The organism is Halomicrococcus gelatinilyticus, from assembly GCA_024227995.1.
GTDB lineage: Archaea > Halobacteriota > Halobacteria > Halobacteriales > Haladaptataceae > Halomicrococcus > Halomicrococcus gelatinilyticus.
In genome coordinates, this window is sequence record CP100465.1 from 681,526 (window position 1) to 701,371 (window position 19,846).

Sequence of the window (19,846 nt, forward strand, 5' to 3'; positions counted from 1 at the left end):
GATTCACACGGGGAGGTTACGATTCGCGTCGCACGAATCCGTCCGACGTCGGGTGGTTCGACGCGATTCGTGCGACGCCGCCGGCACTAGTCGGGAGCTACTGACACCCAGGCAGCGTATAACAAAGAGGACAGATAGGCATGGAAGTGGATAACGCCCGCCTCCGTCGCCACAGGGCGGCGGACCCGGGCCGATCGCACACTATGAACTCGCTAGCATTCCCCGTCACGCCCCGCGAGCAGTCTCCCCGACGAGGTGGTCGACCGTGACCGAACGCCGGGACGAGAACCACGACGTCCACCCGGACGCGACGGTCGGGTACGCCTACGACGAGGACTCGGACCCCCCGGTCCTCGGCGCCGACGCCACCGTCCGCGCCGGAACGATCATCTACGACGACGTCGCCATCGGCGACGGCTTCACGACCGGACACGACGCGCTGGTGCGGGAGAAGACCATCGTCGGTGACGACGTCGTCGTCGGAACGAACACCGTCATCGACGGCCAGACCACGGTCGGGTCGCACGTCAGCATGCAGTCGAACGTGTACGTCCCGACGAACACGACCATCGGCGACCAGGTGTTCCTCGGCCCCTGCGCCGTCCTGACGAACGACGCCTACCCCATCCGGACCGAGTCGGAGCTCGCCGGGCCGACGCTGGAGGACCACGTCTCCGTCGGCGCGAACGCGACGCTCCTACCGGGGGTCACCGTCGGCGAGGGGTCGTTCGTCGCCGCCGGCTCCGTCGTCACCGACGACGTCCCGCCGGAGACGCTCGCGGTCGGGAGCCCGGCCGAACATCGACCGCTACCCGACAAGCTCGAAGGAGGGAACCGGATTTGATCCCGATAGCTGACCCACAGGTCGGCGAGGAGGCGCGCGAACGCGTGGCCGACGTCCTCGAGAGCGGCCACCTCGCCGACGGCCCGGAGGTACGACAGTTCGAGGCGGAGTTCGCCGACTTCTGTGGCACCGAGCACGCAGTCGCCACGAGCAACGGGACGACGGCACTCCACGCCGCGTTCGAGGCGCTCGACGTCGGCGACGGCGACACCGTCGTCACCTCCCCGTTCTCCTTCGTCGCCAGCGCGAACGCCGTCCGACTCGCGGGTGCGACGCCCGTCTTCGCCGACGTCGACCCCGAGACATTCACGCTCGACCCGGACGCCGTCGAGGCCGCGGTCCGGAAGCACGACGCGGACGCCGTGCTCGCGGTCCACCTCTACGGCCTGCCGGCACACCTGGACGAGCTGGAGGACATCGCGGCGGCCCACGACCTCGCGCTCGTCGAGGACGCCGCACAGGCCCACGGCGCTACCTACGACGGCCAGCGCGTCGGTTCGTTCGGCGACGCCGCCTGCTTCTCGTTCTACCCCACGAAGAACATGACGACGGGAGAGGGCGGGATGATAACGACCGACCGGCGCGACGTGGCCGAGCGCGCCGCGAGCTACGTCAACCACGGGCGGCCCGTGGGCGAGGAGACGGGCTACGACCACGTCAGGGTGGGGCACAACTTCCGGATGACCTCGCTCGCGGCCGCCATCGGCCTGGCGCAACTCGAACGACTCCCGGAGTTCAACGAGGTGCGCCGCGCGAACGCCGCCTACCTCTCCGACCGACTGGAGAGCGCCGACGTGGCGACGCCGGTCGAACCGGACGACCGCCGCCACGTCTACCACCAGTACACCGTCCGCACGGACGACCGGGCGGGGCTGCGCGAGCACCTCGAGGCGGAGGGCGTCGGCACGGGCGTCTACTACCCGACGCCCATCCACGAACAGCCGGCGTACGACCACGTCGACCCCTCGGTCCCGGTCGCCGAGCGACTCGCCGACCAGGCGCTGTCGCTACCGGTGCATCCGGGACTGGCCGAAGAGGAGGTGCGGACGATCGCAACTGCTGTCACCAACTATGAGTGAGCCAGCGAACGCGGCGGTCATCGGCGTCGGAAGCATGGGCCGCCACCACGCACGCGTCTACAGCGAACTGCCGGACGTCGACCTCGTCGGCGTCGTCGACGCCGACGAAGAGACCGCGACGGCCGTCGCCCGGGACCACGGAACCCGGACGATGGCGATGGACCGTGCCCTCGAAGTGGCGGACGTCGCCTCGATCGCCGTCCCGACCGAGTACCACTACCCCGTCGCGAACGACTGCATCGACCACGACGTCGACGTCCTCATCGAGAAACCGTTCGTCGACACCGCGTCCAGGGGCCGTGAGCTGCTCTCGAACGCCCGCTCTGCGGGCGTGACGGTCCAGGTCGGCCACATCGAGCGGTTCAACCCCGCGGTCCGGACGCTCGGGGAGATCGTCGCCGACCTCGACGTCATCGCCATCGAGGCCCAGCGACTGGGACCGCCGCCGGAGGGCCGCGCCGTCGACGACAGCGCGGTGATGGACCTGATGATCCACGACATCGACGTGCTGCTGTCGCTCGTCGACGACGACGTCACGACCGTCGCGGCGCAGGGCGCTCGCGACAACCGCTACGCGAGCGCGAGCGTCGCGTTCGACAGCGGCGTCGTCGCCAACCTGACCGCGAGCCGCGTCACCCAGGAGAAGGTCCGCCGGCTCTCCATCACGGCGGCGAACTGCCGGGTGAACGTCGACTACACCGACCAGACCGTCGAGATACACCGCCACTCGATGCCCGAGTACATCGACGACAACGGCGACCTGCGCTACCGCCACGAGAGCATCGTCGAGCGGCCGACCGTGGAGAACGGCGAACCCCTGAAGAACGAACTGCGGTCGTTCGTTCGCGCGGCGACGTCGGACGCGACCCCCGTCGTGACCGGCGAGGACGGCCTCCGCGTACTCGAACTCGCGCGGCGCATCGACGAACTGGCGGCGGACGAACAGCGCGCCGCCGCCGAGACGGAGGTGCGTCCCCGGTGAGCCTGCGGGAGACGCAAGCCTTCTACGGCAGCGACGCGTCGCCGGCCGAGCAGCGCGAGGCGTTCCGCTCCGGCGATATCCCCGTCGCCGTCTACGGACTCGGGAAGATGGGACTGCCGCTCGCCGCGGTGTACGCCGAGACGTGTGGGAACGTCGTCGGTGCTGACGTCGACCCCGCCGTCGTCGAGTCGGTGAACCGCGGCGACTGCCACGTCGACCGCGAACCCGGCCTGGACGACCTCGTCGCGGAGACGGTGTCGGCGGGGGCGCTGCGGGCGACCGAGTCGCCGCGCGAGGCCGCCGCGGAGGCGTCGGTCCACGTCCTCATCGTCCCGACGCCCATCACCGACGCGAACGAGCCGGACCTCTCCATCCTCCAGGCCGCGGTCGAGGACGTCGCCGACGGACTGTCACGAGGCGACCTCGTCGTCGTCGAGTGCACGGTGCCGCCGGGCACCGCCCGCGAGGCGGTGCGCCCGACGCTGGCGCGCGAGAGCGACGTCGACCGGGACGAGTTCGGCGTCGCCGTCTGCCCGGAGCGGACCTCCAGCGGGCGCGCGCTGAAGGACATCCGCGGGGCCTATCCGAAGGTCGTCGGCGGCGTCGACGACGAGAGCACGCGCGCCGCGGCGGTTCTGTACGGCGAACTGACGACGAACGACGTCATCGAGGTGCCGGACGCGACGACGGCGGAGGCCGTCAAGGTGTTCGAGGGGGTCTACCGCGACGTGAACATCGCGCTGGCGAACGAACTGGCGACGCTCGCCGACGCGATGGACGTGGACGTCAACGCGGCCATCGAGACCGCCAACACCCAGCCGTTCTGCGACATCCACCGCCCCGGCCCCGGCGTCGGCGGCCACTGCATCCCCTACTACCCGTACTTCCTCATCGACCGGTTCGAGCCGGAGATGCGCCTGCTGAAGACCGCCCGCGAGGTCAACGACTCGATGCCGTCGTTCACCGTCGAGACGCTCGCCGAGGAGCTGACGGACGAGGGCGAGGTCCTCGACGGTGCGACCGTCGCGGTGCTCGGGCTCACCTACCGTCCCGGCGTCGAGGAGACGCGGGCCACGCCGGCGCGGCCCATCTGCGCCGACCTCGACGAACGTGGAGCCGAGGTGCTGGCGGTCGACCCGATGCTGGCGACGGCCGACGACTTCGCGGCGTCGATGGTCGACCTGCCGGCGCTGGCCGACCACGACCTGGACGCCGCCGTGCTCGTCACCGCCCACGAGGAGTTCGCGGGCCTCGACTGGACCGCCTTCGACCCGATGGTCGTCGTCGACGGACGCGACGCGCTCGACATCGAGGGGGCCGACCACCGCGTCTACACCATCGGGGGTGGGTAGATGTACGAGGACAGCACCGTCGCGGTCGTCGTCCCGGCGTACGACGAGGAGGGGTTCGTCGGCGACGTCATCGACACCGTCCCCGGGTTCGTCGACCGCGTCTACGCCGTCGACGACGCCTCGACCGACGGGACGTGGGGCGAGATACAGGCCCGCGTCGACCACGAGGTGGCGGGCGGCGTGGACGCGGGCGTCGCCGCCAGCGACGCCGCGACCGCCGAACGCGAGGTCGAGTCCGACGGCGGCGCGGTCGACCAGCACGTCGTCGGCATCCGCCACGACCGCAACCGGGGCGTCGGCGCGGCCATCAAGACCGGCTACTGCGCCGCACGCGACGACGGCATCGACGTGACCGCGGTCATGGCCGGTGACGGCCAGATGGACCCGGCGATGTTGGAGCGCGTCGTCGCCCCGGTCGTCGACGGTCGCGCCGAGTACGCCAAGGGCAACCGGCTCTCGAGCGCCGAGTACCGGCGCGACATGTCGACGTGGCGCTCGTTCGGCAACTGGCTGCTGACCTACCTGACGAAGGTTGCCAGCGGCTACTGGGGGATGGTCGACCCGCAGAACGGCTACACCGCCATCTCCCTGGACGCGCTGGAGGCCGTCGACGTCGAGTCGGTGTACGACGACTACGGCTTCGCCAACGCCCTCCTCACCAGGCTGAACGTCCACGGAATGTGCGTCGTCGACGTCCCCGTCCCGGCCGTCTACGGCGACGAGGAGAGCAGCATCGCCTACTCGACGTTCGTCCCGAAGCTGTCCATGCTGCTGTTGCGTTGTTTCCTCTGGCGACTGAAGGCGAAGTACCTCGTCCACGACTTCCACCCGCTCTCGTTCCTCTACGGGGTGGGAGCCGCCGGGACCGGTGCCGGCCTCGCGAGCGCCCTCCGTGGCGACGACGAGGACGGCCTCGCCGCCACGCTGGTGGGACTGGTCGCGCTCCTGCTGGCGATGACGTTCGACCGCGAGGACAACGAGGAGCTGTACCGGAGGGAGAAGCCATGAAGGTGCTGACCGTCGTCGGCGCGCGACCGCAGTTCGTGAAGGCCGCCGTCGTCTCGCGACAGCTGCGCCGCGACCACGAGGAGGTGCTGGTCCACACCGGCCAGCACTACGACGAGGGGCTGTCCGACGTGTTCTTCGACGAACTCTCGATCCCGCGTCCGGACGTGAACCTCGGCGTCGGGTCGGACACCCACGGCCGCCAGACCGCCCGGATGCTCGAAGGGCTGGAGGCGGTCGTGACCGAGCGAGACCCGGACGTGGTGCTCGTGTACGGCGACACGAACTCGACGCTGGCGGCCGCCATCGCCGCGTCGAAGCTCGACCCGCCGCTCGCGCACGTCGAGGCCGGGATGCGCTCGGGGTCCGACATCCCCGAGGAGACGAACCGGGTGCTCACCGACCACGCCGCCGACCTGCTGTTCGCGCCGTCCGAGGAGGCGGCCGCGAACCTCCGGAGCGAGGGGCTCACCGACGGCGTCCACGTCAGCGGCGACGTCGGGTACGACGCCCTGCTGTGGGCGCGCGAGCGCGCGGACGAATCCGTGCTCGGCGACGTCGGCGTCGAGGACCGGGCGTTCGTCCTCGCGACCGTCCACCGGGAGGCGAACGCCGACGACCCGGACCGCCTCGAGTCCATCGTGGCGGCGCTGGCGGCCGACCCGCGGCGCGTCGTCTTCCCGGCGCACCCGCGGACGACGGACCGACTCAGGGAGTTCGGTCTCTACGAGCGCGCCACGCGCGAACTGACCGTCGTCGACCCCGTCGGGTACCGGCAGTTCGTCGCGCTGCTCGACGCCGCCGACGTCGTCGCCACCGACTCCGGCGGCGTCCAGAAGGAGGCGTTCTTCCTCGACACGCCCTGCGTCACCCTGCGGGAGGAGACCGAGTGGGTCGAGACGGTCGAGAGCGACTGGAACACGCTCGTCGGTGCCGACGAGGACGCCGTGCGGACGGCGCTCGCGGAGGCGTCGACGCCCGACGAGAAACCGTCGCCGTACGGCGACGGCGACGCGGCACGACACATCGTCGAGGTGTTATCAGATGTCGTCTGACCACTCGTTCGCGCTCTGTCTCACGCACGACCTGGACCGACCGTACAAGGGGTTGCAAGCGCCGTACTACGCGCTTGTCGACCGCGACCTCTCGCACCTCTCGGCGCTGTCGTCGGACGTCAATCCCTGGTGGCAGTTCGACACCATGATGGCGATCGAGGAGTCGCTGGGCGTTCGGTCGGCCGTCTACGTGCTCCAGGAGGAGTCGATCACCGAGAAGGACCCCCACCAGTGGCTGCAGCCGCGCTACTGGATCGAACACCTCGGTCGCTACGACCTCTTCGACGCCGACATCCTGCGGGCGCTGCACGAACTGGACGACGGCGGCTGGGAGATCGGCCTCCACGGCTCGTACGACTCGCCCGACGACCGGGCCCTCCTCGCCGAGCAGAAGACGGCGCTGGAGGCCGCGCTCGGCCACGAGGTGCGCGGCGGCCGCCAGCACCACCTCAACATGGCCGACGACACGTGGGAGCACCACGACGCCATCGGCCTGGAGTACGACGCCAGCCTCGGCTCCAGCAGCGAGGTGGGCTTCCAGCACGGCTACCGGCCGAAGCGCCCGTTCGACGACGACTTCCTCGTCTTCCCGCTGACCGTCATGGACGTCGCGCTCCCAGACCCCGGCGAGGCGTTCGACCGGGCGTGGGAGAAGTGTCGCCGCCTGCTCGACGAGGCGGAGGCGAACGACGCGGTGATGACGGTGCTGTGGCACCCGCGACTGTTCGCCGACGAGTTCCCCGGTCACAACCGGCTCTACCGCCGACTGATCGAGGAGGCGCTGGCGCGCGGAGCGTGGGTCGGTCCGCCGGCCGAACTGTACGACCGCCTCACGGAACCGGACGAGCGGGTCGGCGTCGCCGGTGCGAGCCGACCGTAGCCGCCGCCTGACAGCTGGTTCCGCCGACCCTGTCCACCGGCAGGTGGAGGATAACAAAGTGAAAACCGGGTGCTAACTGGAAACGAGACGACGAATGAGAGTCGAACGTCTGAACCTCGCCGAGTGGGCCGACGCACTCCCGCCGGACGGCTTCGAACCGTTTCACCTTCCAGAGGCACTATCCGCCATCGACAGCCACGCGACCGGCGATCTCCGGCTGTACGGCGGCTTCAAAGGGAACCAGCCCATCGCACTGCTACCGGTGGTCGTTCAGGAGCGGTCGGTCGGGACCGCCGTGCTCTCGCCGCCGCCCGGGATGGCGATTCCACGACTCGGTCCCATCCTCATGCCGACCAGCCCCAAACGACGCAAACAGGAGAAGGTGAACCAGGAGTTCACCGAACGGGTCCTCGACCGCGTCGGGGCCGACTTCGCGCTCGACGAGCGACTCGCCAGCGCAGGCCTGGACGACGCGCTCGCGACGCGGGTCGGCGAGCGCGTCGACGAGGGGCTCACCCTGTTCCGGATGATCTGTGGCACCGACTACGGCGACCCGCGCCCCTACCTCTGGGGCGATCTCGCGGTCGAGCCCTACTTCACGTACCACCTCGACCTCGACGGGCGGTCGCCGGACGAGGTGATGAAGTCCTTCAGCAAGAGCCTCCGGCGCGAGATCCGCGACGCCCGCGACCTCGACGTCACCGTCGAACGCGAAGGGGTCGACGGCGCCCGCGCCGTCTACGAGCACACCGTCGCGCGCTACGACGACCAGGGCGAGCGCCTCGACCTGCCGTGGCCGTACGTCCGCGAACTCTGGCAGAACATGGACGACCGCGCGCGGACGTACGTCGCCCGCGACGGCGACGGCGAGTACCTCACGGGCATCACCGTGCTGTACTCCAACGACGCGGGGTACTTCTGGCAGGGCGGCGCGCGCACGGTGTACGAGGGAACGAGCGTCAACAGCCTCGTCCACTGGAACGTCATCGAGGAGATCGTCGACGACCCCCCGGTGGAATCGGTGACGACCTACGACCTGATGGGGGCGAACACCCAGCGACTCTGTCGGTACAAGTCGAAGTTCGGCGCCGACCTCGTTCCCTACTACCTGGTGGAGTCGTCCGGCACGACCATGGCTGCAGCCAAGCGAGCCTACGAGTTCGTCCAGGGATGAGGTACCTCTTCTTCACGAACACCCCGGCTCACGTCCACCTCTATCGCCACGCCGTCGAACGACTCGACGAGCGGGGCCACGACGTGCTCGTGCTCGGTCGCGACTACGGCTGCACGCAGGCGCTGCTCGACTACTACGACCTGCCGCACGAGATCTACGGCGCCTGCGACACGACGAAGCTCTCGCTGTTCCGCGAACTGCCGGAGCATTACCTCGGCATCTTCCGGCGGACGCTCCGGTACCGGCCGGACCTCGTGTTCGGCGTCGGGTCGTACGCCGCCCACGCCGGCGCCGTCTCGCGAGCGCCGGTGGTCGTCGTGGCCGACTCCGAGCCCACGACGCTCGACCACCTCGCCGCGCGGCCGTTCGTCGACACGTTCCTCACGCCGCACACGTTCGGCAAGGACCTCGGCGGCAACCACTACGAGTTCCGCGGGTTCAAGGAACTCGCCTACCTCCACCCGGCGGTGTACGACCCCGACCCGACCATCCGCGACGAACTCGGCGTCGGGCCGGACGAGCGCTACGTCGTCCTCCGGTTCAACGCCTTCGGCTCCCACCACGACGTCGGCCAGTCGGGGTTCTCGCCGGCGAAGCGTCGCCGCCTCGTCGACACGCTCGCCGAGCACGCGACCGTCTTCGTCTCCGACGAGGCGGACGGCCCGACGCCGGAGCAGGCCCGCCCGTTCGACCTCCATCCCGCACGACTCCACGACGCGCTGGCCGAGGCCAGCCTGCTCGTCGCCGACACCCAGACGATGGTGACGGAGGCGGCGCTGCTGGGGACGCCCGCGATCCGCTCGAACTCCTTCGTCGGCGACTCCGACATGGGCAACTTCCTCGAACTCGAGCGCGAGGGACTGATATACAACCGCCAGGACTTCGACGACGTCCTCGACCGCGCGCACGAACTGGTGAAAGACGACACCGCGAAGGAGCGCTGGGCCGCGAAGCGCGACGCGTACGTCGCCGACAAGGTGAACCTGACGGAGGTCATCGTCGACGTCGCCGAGCGGGCCGCGCCCGTGCGGACGGGGTCGTCGATGGAGCGCGTCGCCGCCGTCTCGCAGCGGTAACCCCGCCGTCGCCGTCCGTTCGGATACCGTCCCAGCACTCCCGGGTGACGACTCGGGGTCGCTCTTCTCTTCGACGACGACCTGCGGTCGCCGTCCTCGCCCCCGCGCAGCGCGGCACCGACGCGCAGCGACGGCTACTGGACCACGGCCGGCTCCCCCGCCTGCGACCGGCGTCAACGTCCTCCTGTCGTCGCCCAGTCCCGGTCGAACCGTCCGACACGGCCGGCTTACTTCGGCGCGCCACCGTGGCGAGAGCAGGAATTCCGGGACAGGCAGGTCGTTCGCGTCGATAGGCGGTGGATAACAAAGGCCGTCTCCGGCCATGCTATCGCCAACGTGTCGAGAGGAGTTACCGGGTCGAGTGCCCGACAAGTGACAGACTCGCTACGGGTGCTCAACCTCGTGACCAACACCGACGCTCGCTTCTACAACGAGCAGCTACGGGTGCTGCGCGACCATAGCGTCCAGGGCGAGACGCTCGCGCCGCCGGGCAACCACGTCGCCCGCGAGTCCGTCACTCGGCGCTCGGCCACCGACTACCTGCGGTTCTTTCCCACCGTGTTCAAGAAGTCCTTCGACGATTACGACATCGTCCACGCCAACTACGGGCTGACGGCCCCGATGGCACTGGCCCAGCCCAACCTCCCGGTGGTGCTGACGCTGTGGGGGTCCGACCTGCTCGGGGAGTACGGCTGGCTGAGTCGACGTTGCGCGCGCCACTGCGACGCGGTCGTCGTCATGTCCGAGGAGATGGCCGCCGAGCTCGACGTGACCTGCCACGTCATCCCGCACGGCGTCGACTGCCAGCGGTTCAACCCGGCGCCGCCGGCGGTGGCCCGCGACCGGGTCGGCTGGAACAACGACGCCCGCCACGTCCTCTTCCCCTACCCACCGTCGCGGGAGGTCAAGGACTACCCGCGGGCCGAGCGCGTCGTCGAGGCTGCCGACGAACGCGTCGACGCACCGGTCGAGCTCCAGACGGTGTACGGCGTCGACCACGACGACATGTCGGCCTACTACAACGCCGCGGACGTCCTCCTGCTCCCCTCGAAGAGCGAGGGGTCGCCCAACTCCGTCAAGGAGGCGATGGCGTGCAACCTCCCGGTCGTCACGACCGACGTCGGCGACGTGCGGGAGCGCCTCGATGGCGTCAGTCCGTCGCACGTCTGCACGTCCGACGAGGAACTCGTCGACGGCCTGGTCGACGTCCTCGCGGACCCGCGGCGGTCGAACGGCCGGCAGGCGGCCCGGGACGTCAGCCTCGAACGCATGGGTGAACGACTGCGCACCGTGTACGACACCGTTCTCGAATGAGAGTCGTCGTCACCATCCAGCATCCGGCGCACGTTCACTTCTACCGACCGGTCGTCGCCGAGCTCGGACGGCGCGGCCACGAGGTCCACGTCTTCGCCCGCGACAAGGACGTCGCCCTGGAACTGCTGGACCGCCACGGCATCGACCACACCGTCCTCGCCGGGCAGGCCAACTCGCTCACCGAACTGGCGAAGGTGCAGTTGACCTACGAGTACCGCCTGTTCCGCGAGGCGCGCCGTATCGACCCGCACGTGATGACGGCCATCGGCGGCGTCGCGGTCGCCCACGTCGCGCCGCTGGTCGGCGCGCGGAGCGTCGTCTGGATCGACAACGAGGGCGTCCAGTCCCACCGCATCACGACGCCGCTGGCCCACGTCGTCTGTACGCCCCGGCGGTTCCGCGAGGACTACGGCCGCAAGCACGTCCGCTACGACGGTTATCACGAACTGGCCTACCTCCACCCCGACCGGTTCGACCCGGACCCCGACCACCTCCGCGAGCACGGCGTCGAACCGGACGAGCGGTTCTTCTTCGTCCGGTTCCGCGAGTGGTGCGCGCTCCACGACGTCGGCGAGGCCGGCTTCTCGCAGGCGGCCAAGCGCGACCTCGTCTCCTTCCTCGAGGAGCACGGGTCGGTGTACGTCTCCAGCGAATCGGCGCTGCCGCCGGAGTTCGCGGACTACCGCCTGCCGGTGCCGGCGGACCTGGTCCACGACCTGCTGTACTACGCCGACCTCTACGTCGGCGACTCCGCGACGATGGCGACGGAGGCCGCGGTGCTCGGGACGCCGTCGGTCCGCGCCCAGTCGTTCGCCGGCGAGGGCGACATGACGAACTTCCTCGAACTGGAGGAGTACGGCCTGCTGTTCTCGACGCCGGACGACGACGAGGCGGTCGCGCAGGCGAAGTCGCTCGTCCGCGAGGCCGACCCGGAGACCTACCAGCGCCGCCGCGAGGAACTGCTCGCCGACAAGATCGACGTGGCGCGGTACGCCACCGATCTCATCGTGAGCGCCGGCCGCCCCGCCGCCGAACCGACCGCGTCGCGGCGGGCCGCCGACGGCGGGCGCGGGTTCAGGGAGTAGGCGACGAGCGGTGCCGACTCGCCCGGCGGACAAGCGCGATATTGAAATGTAACCTCTCCCTAACGTGTGTATGGCCAAGTACTCGACAGGGGGCTCCTCCGGCGGTGGCGACGGGGGATCCTGCGAACTCTGTGGCACGACCAGCGACTCGCTGACCCAGGCCAACGTCGCCGGCGCGCAGCTTTCGGTCTGTTCGAGCTGCGCGTCGTCGCACGACGACGCCGGCGCGGACGAGCAGCGCGCCCGCGACCGTGACGACGAGGTCAACCGCCGGAAGCGCGCCGCGCAGAACACGGCGAAGCTGAACGACGCCCGGAAGGGCGACTCCAGCCACTGGGAGAACGAGGGGACGAACTACGCGGACGACCCACTCCCGTACCTCGTCTCCGACTACGGCGAGCGCGTCGTCGAGGCCCGGCAGGAGGCCGGCCTCCAGCGCGGCGAGCTCGCGGACGAACTCGACGTCCCCGAGAAGAAGCTGCTCGCCGTCGAGCAGAGCCGCGCGAACCGGGCCGGCGTCGGCGGGTCGCTCGTGGAGGCCATCGAGGACCGCCTCGACGTGACCCTCTCGGAGTCGGCGTGATCGAGCGGCGTCGGTTCGTGCCGGCGTGACGTTTTTGGTCGCGGATTGCACACCTCCGGTATGACCCGTGCACCCGCGGAGCCGTACGAACGGAGCTTCGAGGCGACGGTCGACTCGGTCGACGGTCGCGAGGTAGTGCTTTCGGAGACGTACTTCTACGCCGAGAGCGGCGGCCAGCCGGCGGACCGGGGAACCGTCGGCGGCGTCCAGGTCGCGGACGTCCAGAAGCGCGACGGCGACGTCGTCCACGTCCTCGACGCCGACCCGTCCCTGTCCGCCGGGGAGGCGGTGTCCTGCGAAGTCGACGACGCGTTCCGCACCTACTGCATGCGCGCCCACACCGCGAGCCACGTCCTCTACGGCGCGGGCCGACGCGTGCTGGACGACCTCGGCTACGGCGGGTTCGACATCGACGACGAGAAGGTGCGCATCGACTTCACGACGTCGACGGAGATCGACGACGACGCGCTCGTCGAACTCGAACGCCTGGCGAACCGCGCGGTCTGGGAGTCCCGCCCCGTGTCGTGGGAGCAGGTCGACCGGGACGAGGCGGCCGAGCGCGAGGCGGTCGCGTTCAACACCAAGACCGAGGAGGGCGTGTTCGACGACGCCGAGGAGGTCCGCGTCGTCACCATCGGCGGCGAGACGGCGGACGGCGACCCGTGGGACGTCGCTGCCTGCGGCGGGACGCACGTCCGGAACACGAAGGAGGTGGGGCCGGTCACCGTTCTCGACCGCTCGAACCCCGGCGAGGGACTGACCCGCGTCGAGTTCGCGGTCGGCCCGCGCGCCATCCGGGAGCGGCGCGCGGAGAAGGCGGCCGCGCTCGACGCCGCGCGGGCGGCCGGGACGAGCGTCGGCGACCTCGCCGACGAGGTCGAGCGCCTGACGGCGGAGCTGGAGTCGGTCGAGTCGGAACTCGCGGACGCGAAGGCCGACCTCGTCGACGCCCGTGTCGCGGAGCTCGCCGAGGAGACGGTCGAGCGCGACGGACGGGAGTGGCTGGTCGGCACCGTCGACGGCGTCGGGCCGAACGAACTCGACGACCGGGTGCGGGAACTCGCGGGCGAGGTCGCGGACGTGGTCGTCCTGACGGGCGAGGACGGTGCCACCTTCCTCGTCGTCGGCACGGACGGCGACCTCGGAGCCGGCGACGTCGTCGACGAGGTCACGGGCGAGTTCGGCGGCGGCGGCGGCGGCAGTCCCACCTTCGCCCAGGGCGGCGGCCTCGACGCCGCGCCCGAGGACGTCGTCGCCTACCTGCGCGAGTAGGTCAGGCGTCGACGCCGAGCCGGTCGAACAGGAACGTCCACTCGTCGAGCTTCTCGCGCGCTTCCATCGCTGCTGGCTTGCCGACGCCGTGGCCCGTTTCCTGCTCCTCCCTGAGCAGTATCGGCGAGTCGGACGCGTCTCTCTCCTGCAGCAGGGCGGTCATCTTCCGCGCGTGGGCCGGGTGGACCCGGCTGTCGCTGGTCGCGGTCTTGAACAGCGTCGCGGGGTACTCCTCCCCCGCGACGTTGTGGTACGGCGAGTAGTCGCGGACGTACTCGAAGGCGTCGGGGTCGTCCGGGTCGCCGTACTCGGGTGTCCACGACGCGCCGAGGAGGAACTCGTGGAACCGGAGCATGTCCAGCAACGGGACGACACAGAGGCAGGCCGCGAACAGGTCCGGACGCCGGGTGATGGCCGCGCCGACGGTGAGACCGCCGTTGCTGCGGCCCGCGATGCCCAGACGCTCCGGCCGCGTGTGCCCGCGGTCGACGAGGTGCTCGGCGGCCGCGACGAAGTCGTCGAAGGTGCGCTGCTTGGTCGCCTTGCGCGCGGCGTGGTGCCACTCCTCGCCGAACTCGCCGCCGCCCCGAAGGTTCGCCACCGCGTAGACGCCACCGCGTTCCAGGAACGGGACGACGTACGGGTCGAACGACGGCGTCATGCTCTTCCCGAACCCGCCGTAGCCGTACAGCAGGGCGGGGTTGTCGCCGTCGCGCTCGACGTCCGACCGGGCGACGACGAACGCCGGTACCTCGGTGTCGTCCGCCGATTCGAACCACTCCTGGCTGACGTCGAGGTCGGCGTCCACGGACACGTCGGGACGGTCGCACTCGACGAGTCCATCGCCGACCGCGTACCGGTACACCGTCGGCGGCTGGTCGAACGACTCGAAGCGGAAGAAGACGGCGTCGCCGTCGGTCGAGCCGTCGAGGCCCGAGACGGTGCCGGGACCGGGGAGGTCGACGTCCGCGACGTGGTCGCCGGCGAGCGTGTAGACGGCGAGTTCGGAGGTGACGTCGCGCTCGTAGTGGACGACGAGGTGGTCGCCGGCGAACGCGAAGTCGTCGGCGACGGCCGACTGCTCCGGGACGACGGTGTCGAAGCCGTCGGGGTCGGCCAGGTCGACCGCCGCGACGCGGAAGTTCGGCGCGTCGGCGGTCGTCCGGACGTACGCCCGGTCGCCGCGCACCTGCGGCTCGATGATGGCGTCGCGGCCGGTGACGAGCGGGTCGAGGTCGCCGTCCGCGAGTCGGTAGAGGTCGGTGCGCTCCCAGCCGTGGTCGAGCGCGACGACGAGACGGTCGCCGTCGGCGTGGAGCGCGGGCCAGGTGTCGGCGGCCAGGTCGACGTCCAGTTCGTCGTCGTCTGCGGGAGCGTCGCCCAGCCGGTGGTACGCGACGGCCTTGTCGAGTTGCCCGTCGCCGTCGGGGTCGCCCGTCCGGACGTAGTAGAAGCCGTCGCCGTACCACGCGAACGACACCGCGCTCGTGCGGCCCGTCGCGGGGAGTTCGTCGACGACGTCGCCGGTCTCCGCGTCGGCGACGCGGACGTCGTACTGCTCGTCGCCGCTCGTCGTGACGCCGTAGGCGACCAGGTCGCCGTCCGGCGACGGGACGTGCCAGTTCAGCGCGACGGTGCCGTCGTCGCTCCACCCGTTCGGGTCCGCGAGGACGCGCCGTTCGGCCTCGCCGTCACCGGCGTCGCGCTCCCGGACGGTGAGTCGAGGCAGGTCGTCGTCCGGCCAGGCGACGCGCTGGAACAGTCGGTCGCCGGCCGGCTTCACGGGGTGGAACGCCGCCCGTTCGGCCAGTTCCTCGAAGCGGGGACGGAGTCGGTCGCGCGTCGGCGACGCCCGCAGGTGGTCGTCGGCGTGGTCGTTCTGCGCTGCGACCCAGTCGGCGACCTCGTCGCCGTCGCCCTCCAGCCACCGGTACGGGTCGACGACGGTCTCGCCGTGTCGCGTCTCCGTGACCTCGCGGCGCGGGGTCCGCGGCGGATCTGTCGGCATGTGGAGGAGTTCGGCGAGGTGACGTAAACCTCGTCGGGAACCGGCAACGGCGCTCAGCGGTGGGTGAACAGCAGCAGGCGGTCGTCCTCGCGGACGATGCAGACAGTCGCGTCGCCGGGCGGGTCGACGCTGTACTCGCGTCGCTCTGTCAGGAGGAGGTCGGCGAACGCGTCGCCGCAGGCCGGGCACGCGACGTCGTCGCGGTTCTCGAACAGTTTCGTGTGACCCGCGTCCTTCTTGAGCTTCATCCGGTGGCGCTGGTCGTGGACGTCGAACGCCGTCATCGGTTGGCCCTCCACTGTTCCCGCGTTATCGAGTAGCGGTGGACGTCGCGGACCTCGTCACCCGCAGGGTACCAGTTTCGCAGCAGGCCGTCGTGGTCACCGCCGAAGCGCTCGACGTACTTCTCGATGGCGCGGCGCGACTTCTCGTTGCCGGCGAAGTGGTCGACGACGACCACCTCCAGGTCGAGGCGGTCGAAGGCGACGTCCATCAGCGCCGCGGCGCGCTCGCCGGAGTAACCCCGACCCCAGAACCGCTTCCGCAGCCACGTGCCGAACGTGGCCGTGCGGCGGTCCCAGTCGACGTCGATGCCGGTCATGCCGGCGATCTCGCCGGCGCCGTCCTCGCCGTCCTTCGGGCGGATGACGTACTCCGACCCCTCTGCGTCGGCGCGGGCCTGCTCTCGCGCCTCGACGAAGTCCTTCGTCTCTTTCGGGGTCCGGTGGGGGTCCCAGGTGAGGTGTTCGGTCACCTCGTCGATGTGGGGCGCGCCGGTCGAGCAGTGACCGTAGAACTCGAAGAGGTCGACGGTCTCGTGCGTGAGAGCCTCCAGCACGAGACGGTCGGTCTCGATGCGCTCCGGAAACATGCGCTCGACCACTTCCCCGCCCCATAAAAGTCTTCTGACAGTTACCGCCGGCGGACGCCGACCGCGTCAGTCCGGCGACTCGCGTGCGCGAAGGCGGTCGGTCAGCGCGCCGACCACGTCCGTGAGATGGGCCGTGCCCCACACCGCGGTGATGACTCCCCCGGCCATGTTGAACAGGAGGTCGAGCATCGTGTCCTCGACGCCGAACTGCGTGAGGACGGCCTTTCCCCCGAACACGCCCGCGAGGCCGCCGAGCGCGAACTCGATGACCTCCCACAGGACGCCGAACGCGAGGACGAACAGGAGGATGAACACGAACATGAATCGGGGTGGCAGGACGATGTCGGCGTGGTGTTCGTCGAGCGCGCGCACCGTCGCGTACCCCGCTGCGGCGACCAGCGACGCCGACATCGTGTGGGTGAGGTGGTCGTACCACCAGACGTCGACGTACGGGCCGAGGGTGCCCACGGCGTGGAGGAAGACGGCCAGCGTTATCCACAGCGTCAGCCCCGGGTCCATCGGGATGTCGTAGTCGCGTTCGAGGATAGCTGGAACGAACGTGACGAACAGCGCCAGGGCCGCGTTGACGGTGATGCCGAGGTTGCCGCGGGAGAGACCGGCGACGAGGATGGCGACGAGACTCAGCTCCATGGCTCGCGTGGCCTGGCGCTCGCGGCGGTCGGAGATGTGGAGGCGGTCGCGAATCCTCATAGGTCGTGGAGTGCGTCGGGGAGGCGCGCCTCGATGGGCGCGACCCGCCGGAAGTACAGTTCGAAGATGACGCCGGCGACCATCCCCGTGAACGTCGCGTAGACGAAGTCCCACATCAGGCGGCTCTCGCTCTGGATGAACTCGGTGCCGAGCACGCCGTCCGAGAGCCACTGGACGACCGCCCACACGCCGGCCGTCGCGGTCGTGGTGACGACCACGAACAGGATGGCGAACCAGTGGGTCATCCGGACCGCGGTGAACGTGTGGAGCTCGACGGCGACGATGAGCGCCAGCGCGGCGACCGACATGTACGTCGTCAGGCGCAGGCCGTACATCCAGGTTCCCAGCGACTTCGCGAGGATGGGCAGCGCGGCCAGCACGAGCACCTCCCAGGGGAGCATCGCGCTGCCGTCGCGGTAGGCCGCCGCCGGCACCAGCGCCAGCACGGCGACGAACGCGGCGAACCCGGCCCAGAGCACGTCGCCGTCGAGGACGTTCTCGGCCACGACGACGAACAGGAACACCACGAGGGTCCAGGCGAGCCCGGCGTTGACCCGCTCGTCCTCGACGATCGCTCCCAGCCCGGCAGTTCGCCTGGTCATGGTATCACGTAGGTCGCCGGGGGTACAAAAGCCTGCGTGACCGGGCGGTGCCAGACCTACACGCCCAGGTAGACGGCGACGTACGCCAGCATCGCCAGCGTCACCGCCGTCAGCCCGGTACACACCCAGACGCGGGGGTCGCGGGACGGCCGGAACCGACGTGCCGGATGGAGCTGCGGCGCGACGCCGACGAACCCCACCGCAAGGATGGAGAAGACGAAGTGGTACGACACCGCCATCGTCGGTGCCGGCAGCAACAGTGCGGCGATGGCGTACCCCGCACCGAGCGCCGACCGCGGGTGGACGTGGGTACCGAGGCGGTCGCCGTCGCGCAGGCGGAAGTACGTCGCCGCCGCCAGCCAGCCGGTCGCCAGTTCCAGCCCGAAGATGGCGACGAGATTCAGCGTCGGGTCGCCAGCCACGTGGAGCCGCCCGGCGAGCAGCGTGACGTCGAACGGGTAGAGAAAGCCCGGCGGCTGGCCCGTGAACACGTCGCCGAACGGGTGCGAGAGCAGGCCGAACGCCGCCGCGGCGAGCAACGCCGTCGGCCCGAGGTCGGTCCGGTCGGCCGCGGCCGCGGCCACGACGACGCCGGCGACCGCGAACACGAGCATGACGCCCGCACCGAGGACGCCGCTCTCGGCGAACGCGAGGCCGACCAGCGCCGCGAGCGCGGCGGCACCCGCCGTCCGGCGGTAGCGGTCGCGGGTCGTCCAGACGAACGCGACGGCCGCGACCGCGCCGACGACCAGCGAGTGGGTGACCGCGCGGTGGACGAGGGTGGAGGTCCCCCAGAACGCGGCGGTCATCTCCCAGACGCCGCCGAAACCGGCCTGCGCGAGGCCGACCAGCGCGTAGCTCATGTCGACGTCGGGCACGGCCGCGAACGCGCCGGCGACCGCACCGAACGCCAGCGCTCGCCGACCGGGCCAGCGGCGACTCGCGACGAGCGCGGCGAGGGCGAAGGCCAGGAGGGCGTGGCCGACCATCATAGTATCGGCACTTCGTACTACGCCATCTTAAGCCTCTCTCCTACGAGAGGTGACAGCTTCGCAGGGTGAGCGGAACCGTCATCGCCGGGCAGCGAGGACGGTGGTTCCGCCGGTCGGCGGAACCGAAGTCCATTTGCGCCGCGCGCGCCAATCGACGCGCGTGACGCGAGACGACGTTTCGGCGGTGGTGTACGACTTCGACGGGACGCTCGTGGACCTGGTCGTCGACTGGAACGCGGTCGCCGAGGAGGTCGCCGACGTCCTCGCGACGGGCGGCGTGGACGCGAGCGACGCCGACCTCTGGCGGATGCTCGACCTGGCAGACGAGGCGGACCTCCGGCCGACGGTCGAGGACGTGATCAGCGCCCACGAGTGCGACGGGGCGCGACAGTCGACCCGTCTCCGGCACGCCGACCTGGTGGCCGACCACGACGTTCCGGTCGGCGTCTGCTCGTTGAACGCCGAGGCGGCCTGCCGGGTCGGTCTCGAGGTTCACGACCTCGCGGGCCACGTCGACGCGGTGGTCGGCCGCGACTCGGTCGCGACGCGGAAGCCGGACCCGGAACCGCTGATCGCGACGCTCCGCAGGCTCGACGCCGACGGGGACGCGCTGTTCGTCGGCGACTCGCGCCGGGACGAACTCACGGCCGAGCGCGCCGGCGTGGCGTTCGAGTGGGTCTGATTCTACTGCTGGCTGCGAGCGTAGGCGTAGACGCCCAGCGCGACGACCAGCCAGACGACGGCCCCGACGCGGATGGCGAACTCCGCGCGAGCGCCCCACGTCGGCAGGTCGACCCCGGAGAACAGGGCCAGGGCGGCGACGACCGGCGCGCCGACGACGATGGAGACGACGAACGTGACCTGCATCACCCACCCGAAGTCGACGCCGTCCGGATCGTGGGTCTCGACTGGTTCTGGCACGGTTCGAACCGGGTTCCGGGAGCGCTTAAGGGTTACTCGG

Annotated in this window: 21 protein-coding genes; 14 read left to right on the forward strand and 7 right to left on the reverse strand. The window is 70.4% G+C overall.

What is annotated here, in order from left to right; all coding sequences use genetic code 11:
- Positions 1-265 precede the first annotated feature (265 nt).
- The 13 genes from NKT36_RS03680 (at position 266) to NKT36_RS03740 (ending at position 13,701) form a co-directional block, all read left to right on the forward strand.
- A complete protein-coding gene (locus tag NKT36_RS03680; RefSeq protein ID WP_327052598.1) occupies positions 266-844 on the forward strand; it encodes an acyltransferase in 579 nt (192 codons plus the stop codon).
- Positions 841-1,923: a DegT/DnrJ/EryC1/StrS family aminotransferase gene (locus NKT36_RS03685; RefSeq protein ID WP_327052599.1), complete on the forward strand. Its 1,083-nt coding sequence runs from the start codon at positions 841-843 to the stop codon at positions 1,921-1,923. Before NKT36_RS03680 ends, NKT36_RS03685 begins: the two co-directional genes overlap by 4 nt.
- Positions 1,916-2,905: a Gfo/Idh/MocA family oxidoreductase gene (locus tag NKT36_RS03690; RefSeq protein ID WP_327052600.1), complete on the forward strand. Its 990-nt coding sequence runs from the start codon at positions 1,916-1,918 to the stop codon at positions 2,903-2,905. The genes NKT36_RS03685 and NKT36_RS03690 overlap by 8 nt, the downstream gene beginning before the upstream one ends.
- Positions 2,902-4,257, forward strand: a complete 1,356-nt coding sequence (locus tag NKT36_RS03695; protein WP_327052601.1) for a nucleotide sugar dehydrogenase — start codon at positions 2,902-2,904, stop codon at positions 4,255-4,257. The genes NKT36_RS03690 and NKT36_RS03695 overlap by 4 nt, the downstream gene beginning before the upstream one ends.
- Positions 4,258-5,265: a glycosyltransferase family 2 protein gene (locus NKT36_RS03700; protein WP_327052602.1), complete on the forward strand. Its 1,008-nt coding sequence runs from the start codon at positions 4,258-4,260 to the stop codon at positions 5,263-5,265.
- Positions 5,262-6,317, forward strand: coding sequence for a non-hydrolyzing UDP-N-acetylglucosamine 2-epimerase (gene wecB, locus NKT36_RS03705; RefSeq protein WP_327052603.1), 1,056 nt, complete (start codon positions 5,262-5,264; stop codon positions 6,315-6,317). Before NKT36_RS03700 ends, wecB begins: the two co-directional genes overlap by 4 nt.
- Positions 6,307-7,197, forward strand: coding sequence for a polysaccharide deacetylase family protein (locus NKT36_RS03710; RefSeq protein ID WP_327052604.1), 891 nt, complete (start codon positions 6,307-6,309; stop codon positions 7,195-7,197). Before wecB ends, NKT36_RS03710 begins: the two co-directional genes overlap by 11 nt.
- A gap of 94 nt (positions 7,198-7,291) precedes the next feature.
- The gene (locus NKT36_RS03715) at positions 7,292-8,371 is read left to right on the forward strand and encodes a GNAT family N-acetyltransferase (RefSeq protein ID WP_327052605.1); all 1,080 of its coding nucleotides are present in this window, start codon (positions 7,292-7,294) and stop codon (positions 8,369-8,371) included.
- Positions 8,368-9,447, forward strand: a complete 1,080-nt coding sequence (locus tag NKT36_RS03720) for a DUF354 domain-containing protein (protein ID WP_327052606.1) — start codon at positions 8,368-8,370, stop codon at positions 9,445-9,447. Before NKT36_RS03715 ends, NKT36_RS03720 begins: the two co-directional genes overlap by 4 nt.
- A 372-nt stretch (positions 9,448-9,819) precedes the next feature.
- Positions 9,820-10,761, forward strand: coding sequence for a glycosyltransferase family 4 protein (locus NKT36_RS03725; protein ID WP_327052607.1), 942 nt, complete (start codon positions 9,820-9,822; stop codon positions 10,759-10,761).
- Positions 10,758-11,846, forward strand: coding sequence for a hypothetical protein (locus NKT36_RS03730; protein WP_327052608.1), 1,089 nt, complete (start codon positions 10,758-10,760; stop codon positions 11,844-11,846). The genes NKT36_RS03725 and NKT36_RS03730 overlap by 4 nt, the downstream gene beginning before the upstream one ends.
- Before the next feature lie 70 nt (positions 11,847-11,916).
- Positions 11,917-12,429 (forward strand): helix-turn-helix domain-containing protein, encoded by a 513-nt coding sequence (locus NKT36_RS03735; protein ID WP_327052609.1) that lies wholly within the window; start codon positions 11,917-11,919, stop codon positions 12,427-12,429.
- A 60-nt stretch (positions 12,430-12,489) separates the two neighbouring features.
- Complete coding sequence (locus tag NKT36_RS03740; protein WP_327052610.1) at positions 12,490-13,701, forward strand: alanyl-tRNA editing protein; 1,212 nt, start codon at positions 12,490-12,492, stop codon at positions 13,699-13,701.
- Position 13,702: 1 nt separating this feature from the next.
- Here NKT36_RS03740 and NKT36_RS03745 read toward each other — a convergent pair whose 3' ends face one another.
- The 6 genes from NKT36_RS03745 to NKT36_RS03770 all read right to left on the reverse strand — a co-directional run bounded on the left by NKT36_RS03745 (position 13,703) and on the right by NKT36_RS03770 (position 18,885).
- Positions 13,703-15,709 (reverse strand): prolyl oligopeptidase family serine peptidase, encoded by a 2,007-nt coding sequence (locus NKT36_RS03745; protein ID WP_327052611.1) that lies wholly within the window; start codon positions 15,707-15,709, stop codon positions 13,703-13,705.
- Positions 15,710-15,762: 53 nt separating this feature from the next.
- Positions 15,763-15,993 carry a DUF7385 family protein gene (locus NKT36_RS03750; RefSeq protein ID WP_327052612.1) on the reverse strand — a complete coding sequence of 77 codons (231 nt, stop codon included), beginning with the start codon at positions 15,991-15,993 and terminating at the stop codon, positions 15,763-15,765.
- Positions 15,990-16,580: a GNAT family N-acetyltransferase gene (locus NKT36_RS03755; protein WP_327052613.1), complete on the reverse strand. Its 591-nt coding sequence runs from the start codon at positions 16,578-16,580 to the stop codon at positions 15,990-15,992. The genes NKT36_RS03750 and NKT36_RS03755 overlap by 4 nt, the downstream gene beginning before the upstream one ends.
- A 66-nt stretch (positions 16,581-16,646) precedes the next feature.
- Positions 16,647-17,291, reverse strand: coding sequence for a hypothetical protein (locus NKT36_RS03760; RefSeq protein WP_327052614.1), 645 nt, complete (start codon positions 17,289-17,291; stop codon positions 16,647-16,649).
- Entirely contained in the window at positions 17,288-17,893 is a 606-nt protein-coding gene (locus NKT36_RS03765; protein WP_327052615.1) for a hypothetical protein, read from the reverse strand. Before NKT36_RS03765 ends, NKT36_RS03760 begins: the two co-directional genes overlap by 4 nt.
- 56 nt (positions 17,894-17,949) lie before the next feature.
- Positions 17,950-18,885, reverse strand: coding sequence for a metal-dependent hydrolase (locus NKT36_RS03770; protein WP_327052616.1), 936 nt, complete (start codon positions 18,883-18,885; stop codon positions 17,950-17,952).
- A gap of 160 nt (positions 18,886-19,045) precedes the next feature.
- On the opposite strand from NKT36_RS03770, the gene NKT36_RS03775 reads away from it, so the two are divergent.
- Entirely contained in the window at positions 19,046-19,567 is a 522-nt protein-coding gene (locus tag NKT36_RS03775; protein WP_327052617.1) for an HAD family hydrolase, read from the forward strand.
- Positions 19,568-19,569: 2 nt separating this feature from the next.
- Here the strand turns inward: NKT36_RS03775 and NKT36_RS03780 are convergent, their stop codons facing one another.
- Complete coding sequence (locus NKT36_RS03780; protein ID WP_327052618.1) at positions 19,570-19,806, reverse strand: DUF5822 domain-containing protein; 237 nt, start codon at positions 19,804-19,806, stop codon at positions 19,570-19,572.
- Positions 19,807-19,846: the final 40 nt, after the last annotated feature.